The sequence below is a fragment of the Acidovorax sp. NB1 genome, from assembly GCF_005405905.1.
GTDB lineage: Bacteria > Pseudomonadota > Gammaproteobacteria > Burkholderiales > Burkholderiaceae_C > Acidovorax.
In genome coordinates, this window is the sequence record NZ_BJHU01000023.1 from 1 (window position 1) to 11,568 (window position 11,568).

General features: G+C 56.3%; 10 protein-coding genes and 2 pseudogenes. 4 read left to right on the forward strand and 8 right to left on the reverse strand.

Going from position 1 to position 11,568, the window contains the following annotated elements; all coding sequences use genetic code 11:
- Positions 1–177: 177 nt before the first annotated feature.
- Positions 178–1,221: pseudogene (locus AvAM_RS11010) on the reverse strand (IS30 family transposase); the annotation flags it as partial.
- 150 nt (positions 1,222–1,371) lie between these two features.
- On the opposite strand from AvAM_RS11010, the gene AvAM_RS11015 reads away from it, so the two are divergent.
- Positions 1,372–2,091, forward strand: coding sequence for a uracil-DNA glycosylase family protein (locus AvAM_RS11015; RefSeq protein ID WP_137747115.1), 720 nt, complete (start codon positions 1,372–1,374; stop codon positions 2,089–2,091).
- A gap of 272 nt (positions 2,092–2,363) precedes the next feature.
- Here the strand turns inward: AvAM_RS11015 and AvAM_RS11020 are convergent, their stop codons facing one another.
- From AvAM_RS11020 to AvAM_RS11035, 4 genes are all read right to left on the reverse strand, one after another.
- Positions 2,364–2,981 (reverse strand): hypothetical protein, encoded by a 618-nt coding sequence (locus tag AvAM_RS11020; RefSeq protein ID WP_137747116.1) that lies wholly within the window; start codon positions 2,979–2,981, stop codon positions 2,364–2,366.
- Between the two features lie 102 nt (positions 2,982–3,083).
- Positions 3,084–3,557: a hypothetical protein gene (locus tag AvAM_RS11025; protein ID WP_137747117.1), complete on the reverse strand. Its 474-nt coding sequence runs from the start codon at positions 3,555–3,557 to the stop codon at positions 3,084–3,086.
- Positions 3,558–3,631: 74 nt separating this feature from the next.
- Entirely contained in the window at positions 3,632–4,570 is a 939-nt protein-coding gene (locus tag AvAM_RS11030; protein ID WP_137747118.1) for a hypothetical protein, read from the reverse strand.
- An 86-nt stretch (positions 4,571–4,656) separates the two neighbouring features.
- A complete protein-coding gene (locus AvAM_RS11035; RefSeq protein ID WP_137747119.1) occupies positions 4,657–5,268 on the reverse strand; it encodes a hypothetical protein in 612 nt (203 codons plus the stop codon).
- A gap of 178 nt (positions 5,269–5,446) precedes the next feature.
- Between AvAM_RS11035 and AvAM_RS11040 the strand changes: the two are divergent.
- The 3 genes and pseudogenes from AvAM_RS11040 (at position 5,447) to AvAM_RS11050 (ending at position 9,708) form a co-directional block, all read left to right on the forward strand.
- Positions 5,447–6,453, forward strand: a pseudogene (locus AvAM_RS11040) (integron integrase).
- Positions 6,454–7,191: 738 nt separating this feature from the next.
- A complete protein-coding gene (locus AvAM_RS11045) occupies positions 7,192–8,139 on the forward strand; it encodes a phospholipase D family protein (RefSeq protein WP_137747120.1) in 948 nt (315 codons plus the stop codon).
- A gap of 375 nt (positions 8,140–8,514) precedes the next feature.
- Positions 8,515–9,708 (forward strand): hypothetical protein, encoded by a 1,194-nt coding sequence (locus AvAM_RS11050; protein ID WP_249368061.1) that lies wholly within the window; start codon positions 8,515–8,517, stop codon positions 9,706–9,708.
- A gap of 33 nt (positions 9,709–9,741) precedes the next feature.
- Here the strand turns inward: AvAM_RS11050 and AvAM_RS11055 are convergent, their stop codons facing one another.
- The 3 genes from AvAM_RS11055 to AvAM_RS11065 all read right to left on the reverse strand — a co-directional run bounded on the left by AvAM_RS11055 (position 9,742) and on the right by AvAM_RS11065 (position 11,461).
- Positions 9,742–10,194, reverse strand: a complete 453-nt coding sequence (locus AvAM_RS11055; protein WP_137747121.1) for a DNA-binding transcriptional regulator — start codon at positions 10,192–10,194, stop codon at positions 9,742–9,744.
- Between the two features lie 150 nt (positions 10,195–10,344).
- On the reverse strand, positions 10,345–10,656 hold the full coding sequence (locus AvAM_RS11060) for an HU family DNA-binding protein (RefSeq protein ID WP_056057356.1): 312 nt from the start codon (positions 10,654–10,656) through the stop codon (positions 10,345–10,347).
- A 70-nt stretch (positions 10,657–10,726) separates the two neighbouring features.
- Positions 10,727–11,461, reverse strand: a complete 735-nt coding sequence (locus AvAM_RS11065) for a DNA/RNA non-specific endonuclease (protein ID WP_249368063.1) — start codon at positions 11,459–11,461, stop codon at positions 10,727–10,729.
- Positions 11,462–11,568: the final 107 nt, after the last annotated feature.

Below are 11,568 nucleotides of genomic sequence, written 5' to 3' on the forward strand. Positions count from 1 at the left end.
GCGATCTCGCTGAGAGAGAGTTGGTCGCGCAGCCTCATGCGCCTGACCTTGCCAATCATGTCCATGGTGATCACCTTGAATCCCTGCTGAAATTCTCAGCAGGTCAGTGGAACACCCTGGTCAATATTGGATTGGCACTTTGCGGTTTAGCTGGTCAAGATTGCATCGGCACTAACAACCCGAGAGATTCATCCCCTTGGGCATGTACTGCCTGAGTAAACCGTTCGTGTTCTCGTTGCTTCCCCGCTGCCATGGGCTTCGCGGGTCGCAGAAGTAAACCTGGATGTCGGTAGCCATCGTGAATTGCTTGTGGGCATGCATCTCCGTGCCTCTGTCCCAGGTCAGTGACTTGTACAACTCCTGCGGTAGCTTGCTGGCGCTCTTGATGAGTGCCTTGACGACCGACTCCGAGTCTTTGCCATTGAGCTTCACCAGCATCACGTATCGCGTTTGGCGTTCAACCAGCGTCGCAATTTGGCTGTTGCCACTGCCAAAGACCAGGTCGCCTTCCCAGTGACCAGGCACGGCTCGGTCCTCGATACAAGCGGGGCGCTCGCTGATCGAAACAGCATCAACAATCTTTCCGTGAATTGCCGTCTTCTGTGTGTAGTGCCGTGATCGGCGCATCCCACGAGTGCGCCTGAGGTGCTCCAAAAGCTCCTTCTTCAAGGCGCCACGCGCTTGAATGAACAGACTGCGGTAGATGGTCTCGTGTGACACGTGGTGGCTCTCGTCGCAAGGATAAGTTTGCTTGAGCCAACCTGCAATTTGCTCTGGCGACCACAGTATTCGCAGCTTGTGAGCCACGATTCGTGCCAATGCACGATTCTCACTGAGCTTGCAGCGCTTTGGGCGCCGCGCTCGCCCCCAGGCTGCTTCATCGGCCTGGTTTGCACGGTAGCCATCGCAGTCGCCATTGCGCTTGATCTCTCGGCTGATGGTCGATGGTGCTCGCCCGAGCCGAGTTGCGATGGAGCGAATCGAATCGCCTGACACCATCGCCCGCGAGATCTCCTCGCGCTCTGCCAACGTCAATGCAATCGCTGCACGTGATCGCTCAGGAGGTCGGAATCCACCTGTTTCAGCGATTATTCGGTGGATAGACGAGTGGGCGCGATCAAAGAGCTTGCCGATCTCATGCAGCGTCCAGCCTTGCTTCCAGCGCTCCCACATCAGTGCCTTCTGGGTATCCGAATAGTAGATTCTTGGTCGCTGTTTCATCTGCAACACTCCTTGCACCTGCGCGGTGGTTAGTGTGTTGCATCGACCGGTTGAATCCGCCGCCCAGAGCGGAAGTTCACCGATTCGCGACGAGTGACAGGAATGCAGCGGACAGCCCCACCCAGTCGGGTAGCTACGATGCCGGACAACATGCCCCATCCATCACACGAACTCTTCGAACTCGTCCAACAGTTTGACGCGTTCCCTAATGGCGTCACTTCAATTCCAAAGCAACTACAAGGAACCAGTTTCTTCCCTGCTGGAGTTGGCCTTCTGGTTGACAAGCGCAGTACTGAGCTGCCTAGATTCCCTATTGGCGGCATCATGGTCCTCGCGCACGACTGGGGGACAGTGGGGGATTTTGAACTGTACGAAAAAGAGGACGAGGAGCGTCTGACGAATCCGACTTGGCGCAACATGCTGCCGTTTTTCGAGCAGGCCGGCATTCGCACTAGCGACTGTTTCTTTACGAATTTTTTTGTTGGACTTCGAACGGGCAAGAGCTCAGTAGGCGTATTTCCCGGCGCCAAGGACCCTGTGTACGTTATGACCTGTCAACGGTTGTTAGCTAAGCAAATAGACCGGCAGAAGCCCAGGCTCGTCTTGGTTCTCGGTGCATATGTACCAAAGCTGATTGCATCCATGTCAGATGACTTGAAGTCGTGGGAGCGATTCGATTCATTCAAAGCCATAGACCGGCAGAGCCTAGCAAGCTTTCGAAACGTAAATCTCAGGGGCTCCGATCACGAATTTTCGGTGGCTTCCTTGGTACACCCCTGTTACCGTCAACGAAATGCTAGAAATCGGCGATGGAAAAATTTCGAGGGCGATGCGGCGGAAGTTAATCTGGTCAAGGAGCTTCTTGCATAGATGGGCAGTCCTCAATGATCGCTACCGCGGATGCTTAGCGTTCAACGTCCGGTCTTGAAAGTAGGCAACGTCCGTTGCTGGCCGCTTGCGGCCGGTGACCGAGGATACCTGCTGTGGGTGTTCATGGCGCCGGACTGACCGGTCACCAGCGCCGGAATGCGCAGCTGACATAGCGCTGCCTCATCAACCCGCTGTTCGGCAAGCGTTTGAGGCAGAATGTCGTAGACCAAGCGCCGGACGCCCAGTCCTCTGCAGCGATGGGTTAAGTTGCATCACGGCAGAAGCACCTGCATATCTAGCAGATACGCGTCGTAGTTTTCCCACCCGAGTGCGTCGAGAATCTGCTTCGCTCTACTCTGATTGGCGTGGGCGGTTAGTGAGAATTGGGGCCCCTGCTCTGCTTCAAGTGTTGAAAAAAGGTCCACGAGCGCTTTTTTAAACGAACCCTCTTCATAGTGCATCGACTGGTTTCGGGCTTGCCAAATGATATCGCGCAGCGCCAATGATCCGAGCATCCGGCCCGCGGGCGCTCCGTTCGGAGCACCGTAGACGAGAGAGATGCCTTGCTTCGCAATCTGAAGTATCGCACCCGCGATAGCTTGCACTGAGCGCTGACGAACTCCAACGCTCGCCTGCAATTCGGCCACTTGCCCTTTATGGCGCAGGACTTCTTGGCCAGTGCGAGCAGCCCGAACGAAAGCTGCCATTACATAGGCATCGGAAAAATCATCATTGAGGTCGCTTGTCTCGAAGTCCCATTGTTGAACCTTCAACTGCTGCTCAAGCGGAGGCAGTTGTGCGACCAAAGACTTTAGAGAATTTTCCTCGTCGGTCGCTAGGCGGAACAGATTCTGGCAAGCGAATTCGGTATCTTGAAGGTAGCGGTGCATATTGCGCGTCCCTATGCAACTTAACGTAGAGGTAATCGGCGCACAAGAGCGGGTCCGACCAAAGTGAGCGGACGCGCTTGTGCGTCCGTGTTGACCGCCTTGTTAGACCTCAATTCCGCACTCGATGTATCGCGCCAGTGGGTTCTGATAAAGCTCATGCCCGTGGATGCACCAACCTTCGGGCATGTCGCGCTGAAAGCCGCGCCTTGAAAGAAGGCGGTCCTCCTCCCGGGTAACCTCAACGATGAGCAGTGAGGCGCGAAGAAATCCATCGACCCGCGCGATGTTTTCGGCCGACGCCTCTAAGTGAGCATCCGGCCACTGAAGAAGCTCCTCGAGCATGACAATAACTGGCACTGCGTGATCGCGCACAGGAACGCCAGAAGCACCGCTGAGAACGGCCCTCGACTGGCGGACTGCACTTTCGCCAACACGCCCGAGCGGTTCAGAAAACTTCCGAATGAGGTGGTTCACGACGACCTTGCAGTCATTGACCGTGCACTGGTCAGGATGCTGCCGACGTGCGCGAAGGCTAGCGAGTATCTGAATTGCTATTCCGGTGGTGGTGAGAGCCACGGCGCGCCTCTTGGGTCTAATGTGGAGCTAACCGGCCTGCGCGGCTTCTTGCGCAGGTCCGATTGAGCGTAGTGTTAGATTTTTGCACGGAGAAATTTGATACGGCCGCTGCCATTTGAACTAACAACCTCTGTCTCTTCCAACTCGCTTGGCACGCCCGGAAGGTAGAGAAGGATTCCGTTCGGTATTCCGCTGGCCATCATGTAGCTCTCAACCTGATACAAGGCGTTCTTGTGGTTCGATTCGCGAAAACGCTGCTTAAGTTCAATTACGACATGCTCCTGCCCCAACGATACAAGAAGGTCTGCTTCAAGATGACGAGAACCTAGAGCCATTGGAGCGTTCGCTTGAAGAGTCGCGTTTGGCAAGGCCGACGAAAGAAAGCCATGGATTGAGCCGATCCATTGCACCTCTGTTTGAACAGGCGTTCCCTGCACAGGCACATGGTGAGAACAGAATTCCTTTATCGCTTCTGTCGTGCGGGTAAGCAGATCTGGTGGGAGAGATGCCATACGTTGTTCGACAGCAAGCTTTTGCGCCTCCGCTTCTGCTTTCGCCTTTTCAAATGCAAGACGCTCAGAAATCTGGTCTATCAGTACGCACGCAAAAGCAGTGACAGAAACGATCGCTAGAAATGACTCGCTTTCGTCAAAATCGAGTTTGTAGTCATGTGCGGATGGATTTCTCCATTCGGTTCTGTAGTTCGTAAATTGACTCAGAACTCGCGGACGAAAGACTCCTTCTGTCTCCAGATAGTTTTCAATATCGAAGGGGCGCTTTCGGGCCGGGTCCTGTCCGGCCAGTACCCGGTAGGCCTCTTTGATGCTGCCCTCAAATGCCTGGTTCGTTCTATAGATCGCATCGGTGAATGCGGTGTCGTCGGATGTCTCTTGGCCGCGAGATAGGTGACGAAATGCGGTCTCTATGTGCAGTTGGACTGCTCGAAGCTCAAGTATGTAATCGCCATCATCAAGCGTGGCAATTTTCTTGCGGAGTAACTCGACTATGTCCATAGCCTGAAAAATCTAACGTTTGAGTTAAGCGGCGCCGTCAGACGTCCCCTTGAACGAAGGGTGAGGCGTCACCGTAGATGACTCTACTAGTACTTCTTCTGGACACATTCGCGGAGCCAGATAACGCCGTCTTCGAGTTCAATGCACTGGAGGGCGGTCAGCCGGTTAACGGCCGAAGCGTACTGACTTTGGGTTAGCGGAGGCAACGTGTATCGTCCTCTGACTTCATTGGTTTTCACAAAACCCTCTTGCTCTGGAATTCTGTTCTTCCCGTTCCTGTGCTCCCACAGCGCCAAAATCGTGACGGCTTCCACATCCGAAAACTCCTCCACTGCCCCGCGCCAGACCTTGTTCCAGATGTAGAGGCCGGCAAGAACGACTGCTACTTGCGGGGCAACTGGCAATGTTGCCGCACCGAGGCCGGCTAGTGATACGTCAGGGACGATGTCAAGCAGTTTCCGCCAATTCAAGACTATGTTGCCTGGCTTTCGCGAATTCGCTTTCGGCGCATCGTAGAGCGAGCTGATGGTGATCAGTTCGAGCGTGATTGCTGGTTCTGCTGGGGGCGTGACCCTGGCGAATGCGTCGACAAGCTGACGCAGCACGTCTTCGGGAAGCTTTTGACCGATCGGGCCGAGTGCCGCATGTTCCAACAGCTGTGCCCGCTTTGCGCTTGCTGCGTCTTTGTCGTATTCCATCGTCGGTGAGATCCCCGGGGAGTTGTTGTGTGACGCCTAACGTAATGTAGACCGCACCAAGCCGCAGGCCATATCTGGCGCTTGCGGTCTAAACTGGAGCGAAAAAAGCGCGGAAAGGGGCTTGTGGCCTAGCTTGACGGTGCGCATGCTGCACAAAAATACAGTACTAAATCCAGCCATGAAACCCGCCGCCCCTCCTGTGTTGCGCGCCACACGGTTGCTGGACCAAGTCCGTGAGCGAATTCGTTACAAACACTATAGCCTGCGCACCGAGCAGGCCTAGGCGCAATGGGTGCGCATGTTCGTGAAATGGCACGGCTTGCGGCATCCACGAGACATGGGGCGGCTGGAAATCGAAGGTTTTCTAGCCATGTTGGCTAACGAGCGGCGGGTGGCGGCTGCCATACACAACCAAGCGTTGAGTGCGCTGTTATTTCTCTACCGTGAGGTGTTGGGAATGGAGCTGCCATGGCTCGATGAGGTGCAGCGCCCCCGCACGCCCAAGCGCTTCCCTCGGTTTTGTCGGTGGCCGAGGTGGCTGCTCTGCTATCGGTGCTGCCGACCGATATGGCCTTACCTGCCCGCCTGCTGAACGGTACAGGCACGCGGCTGATGGAAGGCCTGCGCTTGCGGGTCAAGGACGTGGATTTTGACTGTGGGGTGGTCGTGGTACGCCAGGCCAACGGCGACAAGGATCGGGTTGTGATGCTGCCGCGCAGCCTGGCAGTCGAGCTGCGCCAACAGGTGCTGGATGCACGCGCGCTGTGGGAGCAAGACCGGCAGGCGCAGTGCGGTGGCGTGGACGTTCCGCATGCACTGGAGACCAAATACCCCGGCGTGGGGCAGCGCTGGGGATGGTTCTGGGTGTCCCCGCTTCATCCCTGTCGGTGGATCCTCGCACCGGTGTCTGGCGGCGCCATCGCGTCTATGAGGAGCGATTGCAGTGCGCACTAAAGAAGGCTGTGGCACAGGTGGGTATTTGTGAACCCGTTTCTGTGCAAACATTCCGCCACAGCTTCGCCACGCACTTGTTTGCAGTCGGGCGCCGACATTCGTACGGTGCAGGAGTTGCTGCGGCACTCGGACATGAGTACGACGATGATCGATACCCGTGTCCTGAAAGTCGCTGCCCCAGGAACCGTCAGCCCGCTGGACTCCTTGGCTTTGCACTTACGGCCTGGCTGAATGACGGCTTTGGAGCCTCTAGCTGGATGGCGACCCAGGGTCAAAGCTGCCACGCGAGAAGCCCGAGACGAAAGCCCGCTACCAGCCTGCAGCTGCCATGCAGAGGTCGGTTCTACAGCAATAGCTGCCGGTCATGTCTGCAAGACCAAGAACCGATTTCAGTCAGATAGCAGTCACCCCATGGGCTACTTCGGTCGATCCTTAATGCCTGGTTTCGGGTGGCCGACAGTGAAGTACAGCCTGCTAAAACTGGGCGCCGCTTGCCCGTGATCACCGGATATGAAGTGGTCCTATCGACCCAGAGCGGAGTTCGGCTAGTCAAGTGCATTGTCGGCAAGTAGTCACACAGCCCATTGCAGCGGGGGTCTAGGCATTCTCCAAAAAGCGAGGACTAGCTATGGACTTGCGGGTCTTCTGTCGTAGCGCTGCGTGCGATGGATGGTGCACCCTCGAGAGGTAAAGGACTGGGTGCGCCAACCGGAGTGCCCTCTATCAAATCCGAAGATTTCTTAAGAAAGTCGGGGATTGCTAACTCATCTCCACCTGAGGAGATGGCTCCACCACAAGTCCCACAAATTAACTTTCTGTGATTTTTCTTAGCCATTGGAATCGTATTCATAGAGCACTAAATAAATTTGTTTTCCTCTGTATGGCCATTCCGCTGTAGGACGTGTGACCTAGCCAGTTGGATTGGTTTATCACCTAAGATTCTTGCTCATCACCACGAATTGAAGCTATATGGGCGAGTACAGCACCCGTTTGGTCAGTGAAGGACTTTGGCAAGAGGTTACGGCCGTGCCACGCGCAGGGAGCGCCACATTGGCTGCGATTGCGTACTACAGCCAGGATCTCTTGAAGCTCAAAAAGGGCGACACGCTCGTGTGTGACGCTTCTGAGCCCACCATCAAGTCAGGAGGTACCCGTGCTGCCCTGCTTCTTAAATTGCACCATAAGGGCGTGAAGATCTACAACCAGGACACGTTGCATGCTAAGGTGGCCTGCATTGGGTCCTTCGCCCTAGTGGGGTCGGCAAATGCGTCGAACAACTCCCAGGACAACATGGTGGAGGCGGCAGTGTTGAGTCAGGACAGTGGTTTGCGGGCGCAAGTGCTGTCGTTGATCGCGCAGCTAGCCAAACCAGAGAATCTGCTCAGTACGGAACTGTTGATCGAGTTGACCAAGATCCCGGTGGAGCAGCGCAAGTACCCGAACAAGTCAGCCAAACCCAACGTGAGCCTAAAAGGGACATCGGTGGCTTGGTGGTGCTCAACCTCGCCAATGTCCGATAAACGCTATGAAGCTGATACCACTTTACGAGCTAAGGCGGCGAAGAAACTTGAAAAACGAGACGATCTTGAGCCGGATGACTTGGACTTCATCCGATACACACCACGCCACCGAATTGCCCAAGTGATCAAGCCCGGGGATCGGGTCATTCTGTCTCATGCCTCCAAATCCGGGGTAGCACGAACTGCTAAGGTGCAGCCGCCGGCGGCTGTTGTTCACGTTGAGCGTGGTACCGAAAGCGTGCTGGTCTACGTCAAACCCATCAATGACGGCGCGAACCCAATGCCATTTGGCAAATTCCGCCATGTGACCCAAACCTTTGCTGGCCGAGGGTTGACCTTCAAAAGCAACCGCATACTCAATGCCGACGAATACTCGAAGCTAGCCGCTGTTTTCTAGGCTGGCCGCAACCGGGCCGGCTGGCAATGCTCGCAAAGTGTGATCCTATCGGCTTCAAGCTGTATCAGATGCTCTCGGTCAGCCGCAAGCTTCTTCCGAAGCGCCCACAAGGCGAAGCCGATGGTTGGCAGGCTCCCTATAGGAAGAAGGACGTTACGGACATAGTTGTTTAGTCCCTGCTCGAAGTCCTTGCGCTCGTTTCTTAATCACAGCTTTGAGGTGCATTGCTGCCGTTCACGTCAACGAATCGAAGTACCGCTTTCAGCCAGAAGCAGAAAGAGCCTCTCAGACTAGCCTTGCGATCACAAAGTCGGCATGCACATTTTTTGTTGCCTAAAACTGTCCTCCATCTAGAGTGCGGTCTTAGGAGGGAATATGCACGCCGCGATCGACACGACAGCCGTTCATCGTCACGACTCATCGCTTTCAGTGCGTTCTATCGCGCGTCTTGTTTCAGTCGCTGCGGGTGTTCTGGTTCTCTCGAATTCGGCCATGGCCTTCCAGATCGCCCCCATGGGCTCCGCCTTCGAATCCAAGCTGACCAACGAAACAGAAAACTCTCTCGCGACTGTGGCAGGAAGACTGGGCGTTCTGATCAAAGGCCGAGTCCACGAAGAAATCACCCAGATTGGGATGGGCTGTCCGATAGAGCCAGGCACGCTGGCCCAAGACGTCAGCTGCAGCTCCCGGGATCTGCCCTTTGCCACCCCCTATGTCATCTACGGCGTGCGTTGGAACGATCTACCCCCGTTCAAGCTTTCACCCGATGAGGGCAACTGCACCTACCTGGGCAAATCCTGCAACGTGTCTCAGACCATCCGGTTCTCTACGCAGCCGCTTTGTTGGTACTGCCTCTTCAAGGATGCAGAGAAGAAAGCACAGACCCAGCCGATAGTTGGGTGCAGCAAGACCAAGGGTAGTCTTCACGGCAACGTGATGACCCGCTCGCACTTCGGCGACTTGCAGTTCCTGCATGCCATGGCCAGTGAAGAGGGTGTTCACCCTGGTGCGACCCGCGCCAAAGTGCTGGATTGGCTGGAGTTCGCCTGGAAAGTGTCCTCGCGCGAAATCAAGCCCGATGCCTTTCTTCGAGACATCGACAACGCCACGCTGAAGGAGCACTTCGGATGCACACAGTGGCGGGTTTCGGACCTCTATATCCTCGGGCGTCAGGACAAGCTGCTCCCGTACTTGCACCACGTGGCATTCGGCTCGGTGCTCCACACGGTCCAGGACTCGTTCGCCGGAGCCCATGCCTCGCGGGAGAGCTCACAGCCAAGCGGCATGTGTCAGGGCACTGACCTTACGCAGCCCAGACGGATCGTGGAATTCCATACCTATGGCGCGCAGGACGGAAGCCTGCACGACGATCAAGACAGCCGGGAAGCTATGACGCGCGTAAGCGCTGCAGACAGGTGGCCAGATGCTGTGGAGGCGACGCGCAATCTGTCGCGCTTCTATGAAGAACGCGCCCGATGGAGCGAAGTCCAGCCCTACATGCAGTGCCTGTTCGAACTGGCGGACGAGCGCAATGACTCATCACCAGGAGAGTTGTATCGTCGCCGCTGAGTGCGTGGTGGGTGAGCTGCCCCACCATTCCTGTCACTGCGGATTGAGCAGTGACAGCGCCTTGCGCTTGCCCAGCTTGAGCACTTCAGCAATGCGGTCTAGTTGTGCTGCGCGGGGATGAACGTGGCCCGTCTCCCACTTGTAGACCGACAGCGAGGAAGCGCCCAGCAGCTGGGCCATCTGCTTCTGTGTGATGCCAAGTGCCGCGCGTTTGTCGATCAACACCTGAGCATCGAACTGAATCTGCTTTGACTTCTTGGGAGTGACATCCTCTGTCACGGCCTTGGCTTTGGGCACATCCGTTACTTTGACCTGGCGTTGAGTGGCCTTCAGCTGGGAGGTAAGAGCCTTGACCTCACGCTTCAGAGCGGCAATCTCCGAGCGATGGCTGGTGATCGCCTTGCGCATACCCTGAAGTTCAGGTTTGAGCTCCTTGCGCGCCATGCGAACAACTTCAGCGCGAAAGGCATTGGAAAACGTATTCATAGGCCCAATGGTAACTTTGCCGCCTTATCGCGCGCTTAGGTGGCAGATGCACCGCCGTATCGCACTTCGTCTTCGTCTCCCCAAAAAACAAAACCGCCAGAGGCCTGAGCCCATGGCGGTTTGCTTCGGTTGTGACCGAGAACGCCGTACTTACTTCCCAGCCTTGTCTGCCTTGCGCTTCGCAGCCTTGGGATCAACGACAGCCTTGAACTTCGCACCCGCTACAAACTTCGGCACCGTGCTCGCAGGGATCTTCAGCGCAGCACCGGTGGATGGGTTCTTGCCCGTGCGTGCTGCACGCTTGGCGGACTTGAAGGTCCCAAAGCCCACCAGCTGGACGGCATCACCCTTCTTCACAGCGGTCTGGATGGTGTCGATCAGCGTTTCCAGCACCGCATTGGCGGCTGTCTTGGACAGGTCATTCTTGGAAGCCAGGATTTCAACGAGTTCTGCGCGGTTCATGGATGCTCACGTGTAGAGGTTGGAAAGGACCGATTTATAACCTCGCCGCTGACACGGCCCTTGCTGCCACTCAATGCTGCAGTGCACTTCTTGGCAAAAACTCCACCCCCGTGCGTTTGACCAGCTCCTGGTAACTGATCGGCCGCCCCACGGTCTCGCCCTCACGGTTCTCTTGCCAGTGCGCCCAGGCCTTGTTGGTCGTGGCGTCGTACACGAGCTTGTACAGATAGGTCGGCACCTTCACCCCATTGGCCCCGATGCGTTTCCCCGCATCCGTGAACACCGGCCCGGTGATCACAAACACATCCCCCTTGGCACGCTTCACATAGTGCCGCGTGTCCTGCTCTATCTTGTTCCAGGCGCCCCCGTTGTGCTGGGCATTCTGAGGAACCATGTTCGCCAGACTGAAGCTCTGAGCCATCGCAGTAGCTGTCGTCATGTCTCCCGCCGGCGCCATATGTCCTCGGGAGTAGCCTGAATTCTTATAGTCCTCCAGCTCCGCCCGCTCACCGCTTGGGAGCCGCGCATCCGCGAAGAACCGTTTCGCCCGTTTCTCGTTGGCCCCTTCCAGCATCTGCCGATTCAACCGCTGGGCCACAAACACTGGCGTCTTGGTGGTACCGGAGTGCAGCACCGCAAAGGCTTCATAGCAAAGCTCCCGCAGCTGTGGCCGGGGTGTGATGGCCGGTGGTGTGCCATTCGCAAAGAACTGCGGGCACTGCGCAAAGGAGGTGGTGTTAGCGCCAGTGCAATCGTGATCAGCAGTGCCAGTCGAACATTGACCAGGGGCTGAAGCTGGTTCCATTAGAAGCCAGCTGTGGATAACTATAGGTTGGATGGTTCGGTAGCACCTCCTTTTTTTGAACTGGTAGTTGGTATTCCCGAGCCGTCAGGCGAGGCCCCCTCCTGCGA

Bases quoted from the DNA above. Each gene is read 5' to 3' on its own strand.
- AvAM_RS11015 (WP_137747115.1), top strand. From the start codon at position 1,372: ATGCCCCATCCATCACACGAACTCTTCGAACTCGTCCAACAGTTTGAC.
- AvAM_RS11020 (WP_137747116.1), bottom strand. From the start codon at position 2,981: ATGCACCGCTACCTTCAAGATACCGAATTCGCTTGCCAGAATCTGTTC.
- AvAM_RS11030 (WP_137747118.1), bottom strand. From the start codon at position 4,570: ATGGACATAGTCGAGTTACTCCGCAAGAAAATTGCCACGCTTGATGAT.
- AvAM_RS11035 (WP_137747119.1), bottom strand. From the start codon at position 5,268: ATGGAATACGACAAAGACGCAGCAAGCGCAAAGCGGGCACAGCTGTTG.
- AvAM_RS11045 (WP_137747120.1), top strand. From the start codon at position 7,192: ATGGGCGAGTACAGCACCCGTTTGGTCAGTGAAGGACTTTGGCAAGAG.
- AvAM_RS11050 (WP_249368061.1), top strand. From the start codon at position 8,515: ATGCACGCCGCGATCGACACGACAGCCGTTCATCGTCACGACTCATCG.
- AvAM_RS11055 (WP_137747121.1), bottom strand. From the start codon at position 10,194: ATGAATACGTTTTCCAATGCCTTTCGCGCTGAAGTTGTTCGCATGGCG.
- AvAM_RS11060 (WP_056057356.1), bottom strand. From the start codon at position 10,656: ATGAACCGCGCAGAACTCGTTGAAATCCTGGCTTCCAAGAATGACCTG.
- AvAM_RS11065 (WP_249368063.1), bottom strand. From the start codon at position 11,461: ATGGAACCAGCTTCAGCCCCTGGTCAATGTTCGACTGGCACTGCTGAT.